Here is a 14,824-nt window from a genome sequence, read left to right on the forward strand (position 1 = left end):
TCCTGCTTTTAATAGCCTGTGACGGGCAATTTGGAAATCGCCATATGTTTCAGGAACTCTGTGCTGGTTGCCTGCATCACTTCGGTCAGTGCTTGTGGATAGACGCCGAAACCAATCACCAAGATGGCCAGAATACCCAAGATCAGGAACTCACGTTTGCTGAGGTCGCTCAGTTCGGCCACGTGATGATTCGTCACATTGCCAAAGAACACACGCTTGGTCATCCACAGCGTATAGGCGGCACCAAATATCAAGGTCGTCGCAGCAAAGAAAGCCACCCAGAAATTGAATTTGACTGCGGCCAGAATCACCATAAACTCGCCCACAAAGCCGGAGGTGCCAGGCAAGCCACTGTTGGCCATGGCAAACAACACGGCAAAGGCGGCAAACACAGGCATCTTGTTAACCACGCCACCATACGCGGAAATTTCACGGCTATGTACGCGATCATATAACACACCTACGCTCAGGAACATCGCAGAAGAAATAAAGCCATGTGAAATCATTTGCACCAAGGCCCCCTCAAGCGCCAACTGGCTAAACATGAAGAAGCCCAAAGTGACAAAGCCCATGTGCGAGATCGAAGAATAAGCAATCAGCTTCTTCATGTCTTTTTGCACCAGCGCGACCAGTGCGATGTAGACCACTGCAATCAGCGACAGCGCGACCATGGCTGAAGTGAAGTAATGGGCTGCATCCGGAGCAATCGGCATGGCAAATCGCAGAAAGCTGTAGCCGCCAAGTTTCAGTGCAATGGCCGCCAGCACCACAGAACCACCCGTAGGTGCCTCAACGTGCGCATCCGGCAACCAGGTATGCACTGGCCACATCGGGATTTTCACCGCAAATGCCATGAAGAAGGCGATGAAAATATAGATTTGCGCTTGCAGGCTGAGCGGTAACAAATAGTAATCAGCCAGCTCGAAACTGCCAGTCTGGTGATACAGGTAAATAAAAGCGACCAGCATCAACAAGGAGCCTAGCAAGGTATACAGGAAAAACTTGATGGTAGCGTAGACGCGGTTAGGCCCGCCCCAGATGCCAATCACCAGGAACATCGGAATCAGCATCGCTTCCCAGAAGACGTAATACAGAATCGCATCAAGCGCGGTGAACACACCAATCATGATCCCGCTCATGATCAGGAAGGCCGCCATGTACTGTGCCACATGTTTGGTAATCACTTCCCAACCTGCCAGTACCACAATCACCGTGGTAAAACTGGTTAACAGCACCAAAGGCATTGAAAAGCCGTCCACCCCCAGGTGGTAATGCATATTGAAGGCCGGTACCCAGGGCAGCAATTCTTCAAACTGGAAGAAGCCGTCGTGAATATCAAACTGCGTGTACAGCGGCACAGTCACCAGAAAACTGACCAGGCTACCTACCAATGCCAGCCATCGAGTCAATGTGGCCTTTTGGTCACCGCCTAGCAACAACACTAGCACGCCAGACAATACCGGCAGCCAGACGGCCAGACTTAACCAGGAAATACTTGTGAGGTCGGCTTGCATCATTAGTTAATTTTGATAAAGAAAGTCATAAGAAGGAATACGCCAATAATCATGGCAAAGGCGTAGTGATAAATTAAACCGGATTGCAACGTGCGTATTTTGGCAGCAATCTTGCCCATGGTATTGGCGGTGCCGTTGACCATGGCGCCATCAATCAACGTGATGTCACCAAACTTCCACAACAAGCCGCCCAGACAGCGTGAACCTCCGGCAAAAAACTTCTCGTTAAAGCTGTCAAAACCGTATTTGTTTTCAAGGATGTTGTAAATCACGATAAAGCGGGCTTTGATTGCAGCAGGGATATCCGGACGCTTCATATAGAAGAACCATGACAGTGCCACCCCGGAGGCCGCCAGGAAAAATGGCAGACTGGTAAAGCCATGAATCGCCATGCCTGCCGGACTATGCATGAACTCATGGTAGTGATGGGCGAGGTGCTCCATGGCAGGATGTGCTTCAGGATTCACAAAAATCACATTTTTGAAGAAATCACCGTACAGCATCGGTTCCAGTGCAATGTAACCAATCACCAGTGAGGGGATTGCCAGCAACGCCAATGGCAAGGTAACAACCCAGCCTGGCTCATGCGGATCATCGTTTGGTCCCAGGCCATGATGATGCCCTTCGTCGTGTGCATGATCATCATGATGCGCATCGTCATGGTGTGCGTCTGCATGTGCGACATGTGCATGGTCATCATGTTTGGCGTGGCGCCACTTTTCCTCACCGTGGAATACCAGGAAGTACAAACGGAATGAATAGAATGCGGTCACAAACACACCGACAATCACCGCAAAATAGGCAAAACCACTCCCAGGGATATGTGACAACTCAACCGCTTCGATGATGCTGTCTTTGGAATAAAAACCGGCAAAGAACGGCGTGCCAATCAAGGCCAGAGAACCGATCAAAGAGGTGATCCAGGTGACCGGCAGGTATTTCTTGAGGTTACCCATGTTGCGGATATCCTGGTCGTGGTGCATACCCATAATCACAGAACCGGCACCCAGGAATAACAACGCCTTAAAGAATGCATGGGTCATCAGGTGGAAAATGGCCACGGAATAGGCTGATGCACCCAATGCAACAGTCATATACCCGAGTTGCGACAAGGTCGAATAGGCCACCACGCGCTTGATATCGTTCTGGATAATACCCAGGAAGCCCATAAACAAGGCAGTAATCGCACCGATCACCATCACGGTCGACAAGGCCGTGGTAGACAATTCATATAAAGGTGACATGCGTGCCACCATAAAGATACCGGCGGTCACCATGGTCGCCGCGTGAATCAGCGCAGAAATTGGTGTTGGACCTTCCATGGAGTCTGGCAGCCAGACATGCAGCGGAACTTGTGCAGATTTACCCATGGCGCCGACAAACAATAACAGGCAAGTGACTGTCATCAGGGACCAGTTGCAACTACCAATCAAGTTAACTTGTGTATTGGCAAACTCAGGGGTGCGCTGAAACACGGTGGCGTAATCCAGGCTACCAAAGTAATACAGCACCATGCCTATGCCCAACAGGAAGCCGAAGTCCCCTACCCGGTTAACCAGGAAGGCCTTTAAATTGGCGTAAATGGCGGTGGGACGTGTAAACCAGAAACCAATCAGCAGATATGACACCAGACCGACCGCCTCCCAGCCAAAGAACAACTGCATGAAGTTGTTGCTCATGACCAGCATCAGCATGGAGAAGGTAAACAGCGAAATGTAGCTGAAGAAGCGGCTATAGCCTGGGTCTTCTTCCATGTAGCCGATGGTATAAATATGCACCATGAGTGACACAAAAGTCACCACGACCATCATCATGGCACTCAGGTTATCAATCAGGAAGCCCACTTCAAAATGCACGTCACCCGAGTTGAGCCAGGTATACACCGCTTCGTTGAGCGTGAAGCCATTCAGGGTCTGGTTAAAAATGTAGGCAGACAAGGCGAATGCCGCGCCGACGCCAGCGATGGTCAACACATGTGCGGCCCAGCGCGGTAAGTAATTCCTGAAGAGGCCAACAGCGGCCGCAGCCAGCAAAGGCAACATCGGAATCAAGATCAGGATTTGTTTTATTGTCATGACGCTTAACCTTTTAATTGATCCAGATCATCGACGTTGATGGTACGCAGGTTGCGGAACAATACGACCAGAATCGCGAGACCAATTGCAGACTCCGCCGCAGCCACCGTCAAGATGAAAAAGACGAATACCTGACCACCAATATCATTGAGGTAATGCGAAAAAGCCACAAAATTCAGGTTAACGGCCAACAACATCAATTCAATTGCCATGAGCAAAATAATGACGTTTTTGCGGTTGAGGAATATGCCAATCACACTGATGGCAAACATCAGCGCCCCCAAAATCAGGTAGTGAGACAAACCGACCATGATTATTTACTCTCCTCTGCAGACGGTGCTGGCACTTCAACTTCAGCAGGCATAGAGATAATACGCAATCTGTCGTTACGCTTCACTTTGACCTGCTCGGCCGGATTCATGGATTTGTTGTCTTTACGCTCGCGCAAGGTCAACACAATGGCGGCAATCATCGCCACCAGCAACACGACCGCCGCTAGTTCAAACGGCAGCAAGTAGTCGGTATACAATACCTTGCCCAACGCAGCCGTATTACTGAAGCCTGCCGGTGCAGACACCGCCTGACTTGGATTGAGGTTTTTGGCGGAAAGCACCATCACCATTTCGGCCATCATCACCACGCCAAAGGTCAACGCCAATGGCAGGTTAGACCAGAAGCCTTCACGCAATTTGTCGATATTGATGTCCAGCATCATCACCACAAACAGGAACAGCACCATCACCGCCCCCACGTACACCAGAATCAGGGCAATGGCGAGAAACTCAGCTTCAAGCAACAACCAGATGCCTGCCGCCGTAAAAAATGCCAGCACCAGAAACAGTGCAGCATGCACGGGGTTACGCGTAGTAATCACGCGGATGCCAGAGAACAGCAGAATCGCTGCCAGCACATAAAAAACAATATCGGTAAATAACATTTAGGATTCCTGTCCGCGCTTATCGATAAGCTTTATCCTGGGCGCGGTCTGCTGCAATTTGCGCCTCGTATTTGTCACCCACTTCGAGCAACATTTTTTTTGTATACAGCAGGTCGCCGCGCTGCTCGCCGTGGTAGTCAAAAATCCGTGTTTCCACGATGCTATCCACTGGGCAGGATTCTTCACAAAAACCGCAAAAAATGCACTTGGTCAGGTCAATGTCATAACGCGTGGTACGGCGGGTGCCATCATCACGCTGCTCGGATTCAATCGTAATCGCCATCGCCGGACAGACGGCCTCACACAGCTTGCAGGCAATGCAGCGCTCTTCACCGTTAGGGTAGCGGCGCAACGCGTGCAAGCCACGAAAACGGTTGGACTGCGGTGTACGTTCTTCCGGGTATTGAATAGTAATTTTCTTAGCGAAGAAATAGCGTCCGGTCAGGGCCATGCCTTTAAGCATCTCCCATAACATCAAACTGCCTAATGTATTTTTAATTGCGTTCAACATGGTAAGGTTTCCAAATACGTTGTCCGTGCGATTGTCCAGTTAGTGGAATAAATAAGCCCACTGGGTTTGCATCATGCCACCGACCACAATAATCCAGACCAGCGTGATGGGAATAAATACTTTCCAACCCAAACGCATGATCTGGTCATAGCGATAACGTGGAAAGGTAGCGCGGAACCACAAGAACAGGAACAACAGGAAAGCGACTTTTGCCAGCAACCATACAATACTGTCAGGCAAGAACGGCACCGGTGATAACCAACCGCCCAAGAACATCAATGCGGCCAGCATGGACACCAGCATCATATTGGCATACTCAGCCAGGAAGAACACCGCAAAGGCCATGCCCGAGTACTCTACATGGAAACCTGCCACGATTTCAGATTCACCTTCGGCGACGTCAAACGGCGCACGGTTGGTTTCAGCCACCGCACTAATAAAATAGACGACGAACAGCGGGAACAACGGCAGGAAATACCAGTGCCAGAAGCCCCCTTCTTGCCCCATCACGATCTTGCCCAAATTCAGTGAGTTGGCACACATCAACACACCGACCAGTGTAAACCCCATGGCAATCTCATACGAGACAATTTGTGCTGCGGAACGCAAGGACCCCAGAAACGCATATTTTGAGTTAGACGCCCAACCGGCGATAATCACGCCGTAGACAGCCACCGAAGTCATCGCCAGTATATAGAGTAAGCCTGCATCGACATTGGCCAACACCAGTGTGGCATCAAAAGGCACCACAGCCCAAGCTGCAAACGCCGGAGCAATTGCCAGCACTGGGCCAATAAAAAACAATGCTTTATTAGACGCAGTCGGCAGGATAATTTCTTTAAACAGCAATTTGAGGCCATCTGCCAATGGTTGCAACAAACCCCAGTAGCCCACACGGTTGGGACCGATACGCACCTGCATGTAACCAATCACTTTACGCTCGGCCAGTGTAAGGTAGGCAACGCCTATCATCAATGGCAGCACAATCGCCACAATTTTAATCAGTGTCCACACGACCAGTTGTACGTCTGTCCAGTAGGAACCAAATAATTCAGCAAAGAAATGCATGTTATGCCATCTCGGTCAGTTGTTTTTCGTAAATTGCCACTTGCTCGGCAGACGCTTTTTCAATGGTGATGTCCCCCATCAAATCGCCCAGACCCGCAGTGAGTGGATGCGCTGCAGCCACACGCACACAGCCTTTGGCAACGTGGTTATCCAGACGCGCTTTAAGCACAGCACTGCCTTTATCCTGACGGGCGACGACGATGTCGCCATCTTGCAAGCCAAGCTCTGCCAATTGGTCAGCATGCATCCGCGCCATCGGACGGATGTTGTATTTGGTTTTTTGCAAGGGCGCAGAACGGCGCACGATCGGGTCAGACTCGTATTGTGGAACTTCACCAATTCGCTGCAGGCCTTGTTTCTTGATATTCACTTGAATTTCTACCAGCTCTTTGAGGTTGTTGTTGAGACTGCGCCAGACCACGGCCGAGGGTTTCTCACCATTAAAGATGGCATTTTTCACTTCGTCGGAACTGTTGTATTCAAAGCCAGGCAAGTCCAGCGTATTTGCCAGCACACGCAGGACTTTCCAGCCTGGGCGCGCTTCGCCGAGAGGACGCGTCACAGCCTGGAAGCTCTGTACACGCCCTTCCATGCTCATAAAGCTGCCTGATGTCTCGGTGAATGGCGTGATCGGTAACAGGATATCGGCGTTGTCGAGTGCTTCAGACTTGTAAGCCGTCAAAGCAATCACGCACTCGGCTTTGGCGATGGCATCGGCTGCCAGTGCGGCATGCTGACAATCCAGCTCAGGTTCAATGTTGAGCAGCAGATACGCTTTGCGTGGCACTTCCAGCATGGCGCGCGCATGCATGCCAGTGGCTGTAGGCATGACACCCATCAAATGCATGCCGGTACTGTTTGCCGCAGGTGGCAAAATACCGCCTTTCGCACCACTGATGCCGCCAATGGCTTCAGCCATACTGTACATTTCGGTAAAACGGGGATCACTCAAGGCCATATTGCCAAGAAAAATACCAACCTTGGGTGCAATCAGGATCAGATCGTCGCTGATACCTGCCAGGCACTCTGCAATTTTTTGCGTATTGGGACGCACCTGAATTTCTTCGAGTAACTTGTTCAGGGTGGGTGGCAAGCATAGTGACAGTTTTTGCAAGCCAGACATGGCTTTGAGGATCTGACCCAACACATTCACCATGTCGTTCGGGCGCACAATGACTTTATGTGCAATGTCCATCAATGGATCGTTATCGAGCGGGCTGACAATACATAATTCAGCCCCTCTGGAAACGGCCTTGCGGATACGTTGTGCCAGCAAAGGATGTTCATTGCGGATATTCGAACCAATCAGCAGGATGCGATCCAGCTCTTCGATTTCCTGAATATTGCAACCCATCCATGGGGTGCCGGTACGTTTGCCATCCAGGCGGAAGTCTGTCTGACGCAGGCGGTAATCGACATTGCCACAGCCCAGGCCATCTGCCAGCTGCTTGATCAGGTAGCCTTCTTCCATGGTGCTATTCGGAGAAACCAGCACGCCCAAGGCATCGCCGCCATATTGTTTGGTAATGTCTTTGAGCTGACCCGCTGCAAACTCAATGGCTGTTTTCCAGTCAGTTTCCTGCCATTGCCCGTTGTGCTTGATCATGGGCACCTGGAGGCGGTCCGGACTGTTCAAGCCCTCGTAGGAGAAACGGTCACGGTCAGACAGCCAGCACTCGTTAATCGACTCTTTTTCACGCGGTAACACACGCATGACTTTATGATCTTTGACGTGGACTTCAATGTGCGAGCCCAAGCCATCGTGCGGCGCAATCGAAGGTCTGCGCACCAGCTCCCAGCTGCGTGCAGAGTAACGGAAAGGCTTGCTGGTCAGCGCGCCTACCGGGCACAAATCAATAATATTGCCGCTGAGCTCAGAGTTCACAGACTGGTCAACATAAGCGGTAATCTCGGCATGCTCGCCACGATTGACCAAGCCCAGCTCCTGCATGCCGCCTACTTCTTTCAGGAAGCGCACACAGCGGGTACATTGGATACAACGGGTCATGTCAGTACTGACCAGCGGACCAATGTTTTTATTGAAGACCACACGTTTTTCTTCGGTATAGCGTGAGCCAGATGCGCCATAAGCGACGGCAATATCCTGCAAGTCACATTCACCGCCCTGGTCGCAAATTGGGCAATCCAGCGGGTGGTTAATCAGCAAAAACTCCATCACGCTTTGCTGGGCTTCCACGGCAGACTTACTACGGGTGTAAATCTTCATGCCGTCCGCCACCGGGGTGGCACAGGCAGGCAATGGCTTATTGAATTTTTCTACCTGCACCAGACACATACGACAGTTGGCGGCCACCGACAGCTTTTTGTGGTAACAAAAACGCGGGATGGCGATCCCTGCCGCATCGGCCGCATCAATAATGGTGCTGCCATGTTCGACTTCTAGAGGTTTGCCGTCAATTTCGATGTTTAGCATGTGATTACCGTTAAGCTTAAAACCGTTTATTTACCATCTACCATGGATTTGCCATGCTGGATGTAATACTCAAATTCGGGACGGAAGTGCTTGATGAAACTCAACACAGGCGTTGCTGCAGCATCGCCCAAAGCACAGATGGTTCGGCCAGAAATGTTGTTACTTAAATCAGTCAGCAAGTCGAGATCTTCCATCTTGCCTTTACCATCGACAATACGCTCGATAATGCGATACACCCAACCGGTGCCTTCGCGGCAAGGCGTGCATTGCCCACAGCTTTCTTCATAAAAGAAATAGCTCAAGCGCTTGAGTGTTTTCACCATGCAGGTGGTTTCGTCCATCACAATCATGGAACCCGCACCCAGGCTGGAGCCGGCTTTGCTCAAGCCATCATAGTCCATGGTGGCATTTTCAATGGCGCTCGCTGGCATGACCGCAGTGGAAGGGCCGCCAGGAATCACCGCTTTTAACTTGCGACCTTTCCAAACACCACCGGCCATGGCCAGCAGGTCCTTAAAAGGTGTCCCCATTTTGATCTCGTAGTTTCCTGGTTTTTCAACATGACCAGACACCGAGAACAACTTACTGCCACCAGAATTAGGCACGCCTAAATCAGCAAATGCCTGTCCGCCATGCTGCATGATCCAGGGGATAGAAGCATAGCTCTCGGTATTGTTGACGTTGGTCGGCTTACCAAATACACCGTAGCTGGCCGGGAATGGGGGTTTGAAACGAGGCTGGCCTTTTTTGCCTTCAATCGACTCAATCAGGGCCGTTTCTTCACCGCAGATATAAGCACCGTATCCATGGACAGCATAGAGATCAAAGCTAAATTCAGTGCCGAACAGGTTTTCACCCAGGTAGCCAGCTTCACGCGCCTCAGCTAACGCAGCCTCAAAAATCTCATAATCCTGCCAGATTTCACCGTGGATATAGTTATACCCCACGCGAGCACCCAGCGTATAAGCGGCAATCGCCATGCCTTCGATTAACTGGTGCGGGTTATAACGGATAATGTCACGGTCTTTAAATGTGCCTGGCTCGCCTTCGTCAGTGTTGCAAACCAGATATTTGGTGCCGTCGTAATAACGCGGCATAAAGCTCCATTTGAGGCCAGTCGGGAAGCCTGCACCACCTCGACCACGCAGATTGGATACCTTGACCTGGCTGATGATATCCGGGGCCTTCACTTTTTCGGTCACCAAGCGCTTGAGCTGGGCATAGCCGCCTAATTTCTCATACGTTGCCAGGGCGGCAGGGTTGTCTTCGCTAAGTGTGCGCAAAGTTACTAATGTCTGGCCGGCCAAATCAGTTTTGATCACTGGTTTACTATTCAAGGAAGCATTTGAAGTCTTAGCCATATTCCGTATCCTAGCCCTTGTTTAGCTCGTTAATGAGGGCATCCACTTTTTCGGTGGTCAGAAATTCATGCATTTCACTGTTATTCACATGTAGTAACGGTGCGCCACCGCAACAGCCCATACACTCGCCTTCTTTCAGGCAGAATTTACCATCCGCTGTGACTTCGTTGAAGCCCACACCCAACTTGTGCTGCAAGTGCTCGACAATCTCATCCGAGCCACGCAACATGCAAGAAATATTAGTACAGACTGTAATTTTGTATTTTCCGACTGGCTCGAGATCATACATATTGTAGAAGGTAGCGACTTCTAACGCCGCGATTTCCGGAATGCGCAAGTACTTGGCTACTTCGGAAATACTTTCCTTGGATAACCAGCCACGCTCCATCTGGACGATGCGTAATGCAGACATCACCGCTGCCTGACGCCTGTCAGCTGGATATTTGGACAGTTCGTATTCAATCTTTTCAATCGATTCTGCACTGAGCATGCTTTTACCTTACTATCTTTTCGATCCGCGCTATCACGTTGTTCGGATTATCTGTCGATCTCACCGAACACAATATCTTGTGTCCCAATGATGGCTACCAGGTCGGCGATCATGTGGCCTCTGGTCATCTCATCCAATGCAGCCAAATGGGCAAAGCCCGGCGCACGGATTTTCAGGCGGTAGGGTTTATTGGCACCATCTGAAACCATATAAATCCCGAACTCGCCTTTGGGATGCTCAACCGCAGCATAGGCCTCCCCTGCGGGAACATGGAAACCCTCGGTAAATAACTTGAAGTGGTGGATCAAGTCTTCCATATTGGTTTTCATGCCTTCGCGGTTTGGCGGGGCAATCTTATTGTCATCTGTAATGACTGGCCCTGGGTTCTTGCGTAACCAGTCTATGCATTGTTTGATGATACGGTTGGATTGACGCATTTCTTCCACACGCACCAGATACCGGTCATAACAGTCGCCATTGACGCCAATCGGGATATCAAAGTCCATCTTGTCATAGACTTCATAAGGCTGTTTCTTGCGTAAATCCCAGGCAATGCCAGAACCACGCAACATGGCACCGGTCATGCCCAATGCCAATGCGCGCTCCGGTGTCACCACGCCAATACCCACTGTCCGCTGCTTCCAGATACGGTTATCGGTTAACAGTGTTTCATATTCATCTACATAGGTCGGGAAGCGATTGGTAAAGTCTTCAATGAAATCCAGCATGGAACCCTGACGGTTTTCATTGAGCTTGTTAATTTCTTCTGCACTACGGAATTTGGTGGTTTCGTGTTGCGGCATTTTTTCCGGCAGGTCACGATATACGCCACCCGGGCGGTAATACGCCGCATGCATACGGGCGCCAGACACGGCCTCATACACATCAAACAAATCTTCACGCTCGCGGAACGCGTACAGGAAAACCGTCATGGCGCCGACGTCCAGCGCATGTGCGCCCAGCCACAGCAAGTGGTTGAGAATACGGGTAATTTCGTCGAACATGACGCGGATATACTGCGCGCGCACTGGCACCTCAATGCCGAGCATTTTTTCAATTGCCATGACATAGGCGTGCTCATTGGCCATCATGGAGACATAATCCAGCCTGTCCATGTAAGGCACACTTTGCAAATAAGTACGGTTCTCAGCCAGTTTTTCAGTGGCACGGTGCAGCAGGCCAATGTGTGGATCGGCGCGCTGGATCACTTCACCATCCAGCTCCAGCACCAGACGCAACACACCGTGTGCCGCAGGGTGCTGCGGGCCGAAGTTCATCGTATAATTCTTAATTTCAGCCATACTAACCATTCCTCAGCTTGCAAGATTCAGCCCAAAACAAGGCGGAATTGCACAGACTGTATGAGTCAATACGGCAAGCAATGACAACGCCGCATTGGATTGAAGCTTGCAAGTGATTAGCCATGGTGAGCACCTTCATCACGAATAATCCTTGGCACATTATTGCGCAACTCTACCGACACTGGCTGATAGATGACGCGCTGCTGAACAGGGTCATAACGCATTTCAACGTTACCAATCATGGGGAAGTCTTTACGGAAAGGATGACCGACAAAACCGTAATCTGTCAGCAAACGACGCAAATCGGGGTGATTTTCAAACATGATGCCGTAGAGGTCAAAGGCTTCACGCTCAAACCAGTTGGCGACCGGCCAGATATCGACCAAGGTCGGAAATACAGGAAAGTCATCGTCAGCTGCAAACGCACGGATACGCACACGCTGATTCAAACTGACCGAAAGCAAATGTAGCACCACAGCAAAGCGCTGACCTTCCCAGCGGCCATCACCATATTCCAGATAATCCACACCACACAAATCAATGAGTTGCTCAAATTTGAGCTCCGCATGGGTTTTCAATTTTTCAGCCACGGCCAGCAGATGTTTCACATGGACTTCCACCGTGAGTTCACCCAGCTGTTGCTCCAGCCTGACCACCCCTTCACCCAAGGCTAACTTGAGCTGAGCAGACAAATGTTCGAGTTTTGCAGACATAGTTATTTTCTAGGGCTTAGTATGTTGTCAGAGCGCGTCACCATCAGGTTCTGGCAATCGTATTGGTACGCTTGATTTTCTTTTGCAGCTGGATAATGCCGTACAGCAAGGCTTCTGCAGTTGGCGGACAACCAGGCACATACACATCCACCGGCACAATCCGGTCACAACCACGCACGACTGCATAAGAATAATGGTAATAGCCACCGCCGTTAGCACAGCTGCCCATGGAAATTACCCAGCGCGGTTCTGCCATCTGGTCATACACTTTGCGCAGCGCAGGCGCCATTTTGTTCACCAGCGTGCCCGCCACAATCATCACGTCAGACTGACGTGGGCTGGGCCTGAACACAATCCCGAAACGGTCCAGATCGTAACGCGAAGCGCCGGCATGCATCATTTCAACCGCACAGCAAGCCAGACCGAACGTCATCGGCCACAATGAACCGGTACGGGTGTAATTAATCACCGTATCCAGCGTGGTGGTAACAAAGCCTTTTTCTAATACGCCTTCAATGCTCATTTTGCATCAATCCCATTCAAGGGCGCCCTTCATCCATTCAAAGATGAAGCCGACCACCAATACAAACAAAAAGACCATCATTGCCCAAAAACCGGCAGACCCAATTTCTTGAATCACTACGGCCCAAGGGAAAAGAAAAGCGATTTCGAGATCAAACAGGATAAATAGAATAGCGACGAGGTAATAGCGCACGTCAAACTTCATGCGCGCATCTTCAAAGGCTTCAAAGCCACATTCGTATGGAGAGTTTTTTTCCGCATCAGGTTTGTGCGGAGAGAGAATTTTACCGGCAAGCAACGGACCAAGACCAACGCCCAGCCCCACCAGGATAAACATCAAAATCGGGAAATAGTTTTCTAACACTGATTTGCCTTCATCGATCATGTTAACAAGTTATTTCAATGCAGCTAGCCGCCCATTAAAACACTCCCAAACCATCTATTCCCTGCCAGAGCAAAGTTGCAAGCAACTCTATCTGGTGCCGTCGGCGAGACTCGAACTCGCACGACTTTCGTCACTACCCCCTCAAGATAGCGTGTCTACCAATTTCACCACGACGGCCAATGTTTAGTTAGGAATATCTTTGGGTGTATTTTCAACCGGCTTGGCCACTTCTATAGCCTCACCTTTGGCCGGAGCCTGTTGGGTCACTGTGGATTTAACCACACTGCCAGAACTTGCTTTATGGCTGGACATAAAGGCCAGCGTCAAGCTAGTTGCAAAAAACACTGAAATAAAAATCGATGTCAGCTTGCTCAGCAAGTTAGAGGACCCAGACACGCCGAATAGACTTCCGGAGGCTCCACTGCCAAAAGCGGCGCCCATATCGGCACCCTTACCATGCTGCAATAAGACCAGGCCAATCACGGCAGCAGCTGCCAGCACATGAATGACGAGAATGACGTTTTCCATATTTCTTTAATCCATTAAGTAATAACGATTTGGCTTTTGGCTCTTTCGCTATCTAGATGACGCTATTTTCAGGGACGGCCTGACATATTTTTATAAATTGCTCTGCATCTAGCGAGCAACGACCGACCAGCGCGCCATCAATTTCCTTCTGATTCAACAATTGTACCGCATTTTGCGGGTTTACGCTGCCCCCGTAGAGGATTTTTAGCGTGTCCGCCGCCGTTTTATCGGAGGCGGCAACCGACTCTCGAATAAACTGGTGCATGGCGACTGCCTGCTCCGAAGTGGCCGCCAACCCGGTGCCAATCGCCCAGATCGGCTCATAAGAAACAATGCTGCCCGCAAAGGCCTCTCCGCCAAATAAGCGGATGATGGTTTCCAGCTGCTTGCCAACCACACGTTCCATAACGCCTGCTTCACGCTCCAGCAGCGTTTCACCCACACATAAAATAGGTGTTAAGCCATGCCGTTTGGCCATCATAAATTTTTCAGCAATGTTTTCATCGGACTCACAATAAGCCGTGCTGCGCTCCGAGTGGCCAATAATCACATACCTGGCGCCAAAATCGGTCAGCATTTGCGCCCCTACTTCACCGGTGTAGGCACCTTCCTCATATTTCGCAACATTTTGTGCGCCCCAAGCGACAGAAGTTCCCGTCAACAGGGTTTGAATTTGCGCAAGATAGGGATAAGGCACGCAGACCACGACCTCAGTGCGCGTACAAGCGGCCAAAGCTGGCAGGTAGGCCTGAATCAATTGCTGGTTACGCATGAGATTGCCATGCATTTTCCAGTTGGCAACCACCAGTTTTCTTGAGGCGAGGGATATTGGAGTAGATGAAACAGTGCTGGTGCTAGACATGCAGAATTAAGCTCGCAGAGGCATGATGTGGATGCATATATAACGAGCCAGAGAGGCCCGCAAATATTCGGTTGTGCGGATTTTACGCTCGCGCCTCCTGAGCAGCAAGCATTAGTCGTCAAG

General features: G+C 50.5%; 15 protein-coding genes and 1 tRNA gene. All 16 read right to left on the reverse strand.

Annotated elements, in window-relative coordinates:
* Positions 1-8: 8 nt before the first annotated feature.
* The gene (locus AACH41_RS09425) at positions 9-1,517 is read right to left on the reverse strand and encodes an NADH-quinone oxidoreductase subunit M (protein ID WP_194748167.1); all 1,509 of its coding nucleotides are present in this window, start codon (positions 1,515-1,517) and stop codon (positions 9-11) included.
* Positions 1,517-3,589, reverse strand: coding sequence for an NADH-quinone oxidoreductase subunit L (nuoL, locus tag AACH41_RS09430; RefSeq protein ID WP_338654738.1), 2,073 nt, complete (start codon positions 3,587-3,589; stop codon positions 1,517-1,519). The genes AACH41_RS09425 and nuoL overlap by 1 nt, the downstream gene beginning before the upstream one ends.
* Positions 3,590-3,594: 5 nt before the next feature.
* Positions 3,595-3,900, reverse strand: a complete 306-nt coding sequence (nuoK, locus tag AACH41_RS09435; RefSeq protein ID WP_194748169.1) for an NADH-quinone oxidoreductase subunit NuoK — start codon at positions 3,898-3,900, stop codon at positions 3,595-3,597.
* A gap of 2 nt (positions 3,901-3,902) precedes the next feature.
* Positions 3,903-4,526, reverse strand: a complete 624-nt coding sequence (locus AACH41_RS09440; protein WP_194748170.1) for an NADH-quinone oxidoreductase subunit J — start codon at positions 4,524-4,526, stop codon at positions 3,903-3,905.
* 19 nt (positions 4,527-4,545) lie between these two features.
* Positions 4,546-5,037 (reverse strand): NADH-quinone oxidoreductase subunit NuoI, encoded by a 492-nt coding sequence (nuoI, locus tag AACH41_RS09445; protein WP_228518756.1) that lies wholly within the window; start codon positions 5,035-5,037, stop codon positions 4,546-4,548.
* 39 nt (positions 5,038-5,076) lie between these two features.
* Positions 5,077-6,105 carry an NADH-quinone oxidoreductase subunit NuoH gene (gene nuoH / locus AACH41_RS09450; protein ID WP_194748171.1) on the reverse strand — a complete coding sequence of 343 codons (1,029 nt, stop codon included), beginning with the start codon at positions 6,103-6,105 and terminating at the stop codon, positions 5,077-5,079.
* A 1-nt stretch (position 6,106) separates the two neighbouring features.
* Complete coding sequence (gene nuoG, locus AACH41_RS09455; protein ID WP_338654740.1) at positions 6,107-8,539, reverse strand: NADH-quinone oxidoreductase subunit NuoG; 2,433 nt, start codon at positions 8,537-8,539, stop codon at positions 6,107-6,109.
* Between the two features lie 26 nt (positions 8,540-8,565).
* The gene (gene nuoF, locus AACH41_RS09460; protein ID WP_194748173.1) at positions 8,566-9,900 is read right to left on the reverse strand and encodes an NADH-quinone oxidoreductase subunit NuoF; all 1,335 of its coding nucleotides are present in this window, start codon (positions 9,898-9,900) and stop codon (positions 8,566-8,568) included.
* A gap of 10 nt (positions 9,901-9,910) precedes the next feature.
* Positions 9,911-10,390: an NADH-quinone oxidoreductase subunit NuoE gene (nuoE, locus tag AACH41_RS09465; RefSeq protein WP_194748174.1), complete on the reverse strand. Its 480-nt coding sequence runs from the start codon at positions 10,388-10,390 to the stop codon at positions 9,911-9,913.
* Positions 10,391-10,437: 47 nt separating this feature from the next.
* Entirely contained in the window at positions 10,438-11,691 is a 1,254-nt protein-coding gene (locus tag AACH41_RS09470) for an NADH-quinone oxidoreductase subunit D (protein WP_338654742.1), read from the reverse strand.
* A 116-nt stretch (positions 11,692-11,807) separates the two neighbouring features.
* A complete protein-coding gene (locus AACH41_RS09475) occupies positions 11,808-12,404 on the reverse strand; it encodes an NADH-quinone oxidoreductase subunit C (protein ID WP_275355805.1) in 597 nt (198 codons plus the stop codon).
* Between the two features lie 43 nt (positions 12,405-12,447).
* Positions 12,448-12,927, reverse strand: a complete 480-nt coding sequence (locus AACH41_RS09480; RefSeq protein WP_018985714.1) for an NADH-quinone oxidoreductase subunit B — start codon at positions 12,925-12,927, stop codon at positions 12,448-12,450.
* Between the two features lie 6 nt (positions 12,928-12,933).
* The gene (locus AACH41_RS09485) at positions 12,934-13,311 is read right to left on the reverse strand and encodes an NADH-quinone oxidoreductase subunit A (protein WP_228518757.1); all 378 of its coding nucleotides are present in this window, start codon (positions 13,309-13,311) and stop codon (positions 12,934-12,936) included.
* 92 nt (positions 13,312-13,403) lie between these two features.
* Positions 13,404-13,488, reverse strand: a tRNA-Leu gene (locus tag AACH41_RS09490).
* A 6-nt stretch (positions 13,489-13,494) separates the two neighbouring features.
* Positions 13,495-13,839 carry a preprotein translocase subunit SecG gene (gene secG, locus AACH41_RS09495; protein ID WP_338654747.1) on the reverse strand — a complete coding sequence of 115 codons (345 nt, stop codon included), beginning with the start codon at positions 13,837-13,839 and terminating at the stop codon, positions 13,495-13,497.
* A gap of 52 nt (positions 13,840-13,891) precedes the next feature.
* Positions 13,892-14,701 (reverse strand): triose-phosphate isomerase, encoded by an 810-nt coding sequence (gene tpiA / locus AACH41_RS09500; protein ID WP_338654749.1) that lies wholly within the window; start codon positions 14,699-14,701, stop codon positions 13,892-13,894.
* Positions 14,702-14,824: the final 123 nt, after the last annotated feature.

Source organism: Methylophilus sp. DW102, assembly GCF_037076555.1.
GTDB lineage: Bacteria > Pseudomonadota > Gammaproteobacteria > Burkholderiales > Methylophilaceae > Methylophilus > Methylophilus glucosoxydans.

What these genes read in the sequence shown, in the direction of transcription:
- nuoK (WP_194748169.1), bottom strand. Translation starts at nt 3,900, where the DNA reads ATGGTCGGTTTGTCTCACTACCTGATTTTGGGGGCGCTGATGTTTGCC.
- AACH41_RS09470 (WP_338654742.1), bottom strand. Translation starts at nt 11,691, where the DNA reads ATGGCTGAAATTAAGAATTATACGATGAACTTCGGCCCGCAGCACCCT.
- AACH41_RS09475 (WP_275355805.1), bottom strand. Translation starts at nt 12,404, where the DNA reads ATGTCTGCAAAACTCGAACATTTGTCTGCTCAGCTCAAGTTAGCCTTG.
- AACH41_RS09485 (WP_228518757.1), bottom strand. Translation starts at nt 13,311, where the DNA reads ATGATCGATGAAGGCAAATCAGTGTTAGAAAACTATTTCCCGATTTTG.
- AACH41_RS09425 (WP_194748167.1), bottom strand. Translation starts at nt 1,517, where the DNA reads ATGATGCAAGCCGACCTCACAAGTATTTCCTGGTTAAGTCTGGCCGTC.
- nuoH (WP_194748171.1), bottom strand. Translation starts at nt 6,105, where the DNA reads ATGCATTTCTTTGCTGAATTATTTGGTTCCTACTGGACAGACGTACAA.
- nuoG (WP_338654740.1), bottom strand. Translation starts at nt 8,539, where the DNA reads ATGCTAAACATCGAAATTGACGGCAAACCTCTAGAAGTCGAACATGGC.
- tpiA (WP_338654749.1), bottom strand. Translation starts at nt 14,701, where the DNA reads ATGTCTAGCACCAGCACTGTTTCATCTACTCCAATATCCCTCGCCTCA.
- nuoI (WP_228518756.1), bottom strand. Translation starts at nt 5,037, where the DNA reads ATGTTGAACGCAATTAAAAATACATTAGGCAGTTTGATGTTATGGGAG.
- secG (WP_338654747.1), bottom strand. Translation starts at nt 13,839, where the DNA reads ATGGAAAACGTCATTCTCGTCATTCATGTGCTGGCAGCTGCTGCCGTG.
- nuoL (WP_338654738.1), bottom strand. Translation starts at nt 3,589, where the DNA reads ATGACAATAAAACAAATCCTGATCTTGATTCCGATGTTGCCTTTGCTG.
- AACH41_RS09480 (WP_018985714.1), bottom strand. Translation starts at nt 12,927, where the DNA reads ATGAGCATTGAAGGCGTATTAGAAAAAGGCTTTGTTACCACCACGCTG.
- nuoF (WP_194748173.1), bottom strand. Translation starts at nt 9,900, where the DNA reads ATGGCTAAGACTTCAAATGCTTCCTTGAATAGTAAACCAGTGATCAAA.
- nuoE (WP_194748174.1), bottom strand. Translation starts at nt 10,390, where the DNA reads ATGCTCAGTGCAGAATCGATTGAAAAGATTGAATACGAACTGTCCAAA.
- AACH41_RS09440 (WP_194748170.1), bottom strand. Translation starts at nt 4,526, where the DNA reads ATGTTATTTACCGATATTGTTTTTTATGTGCTGGCAGCGATTCTGCTG.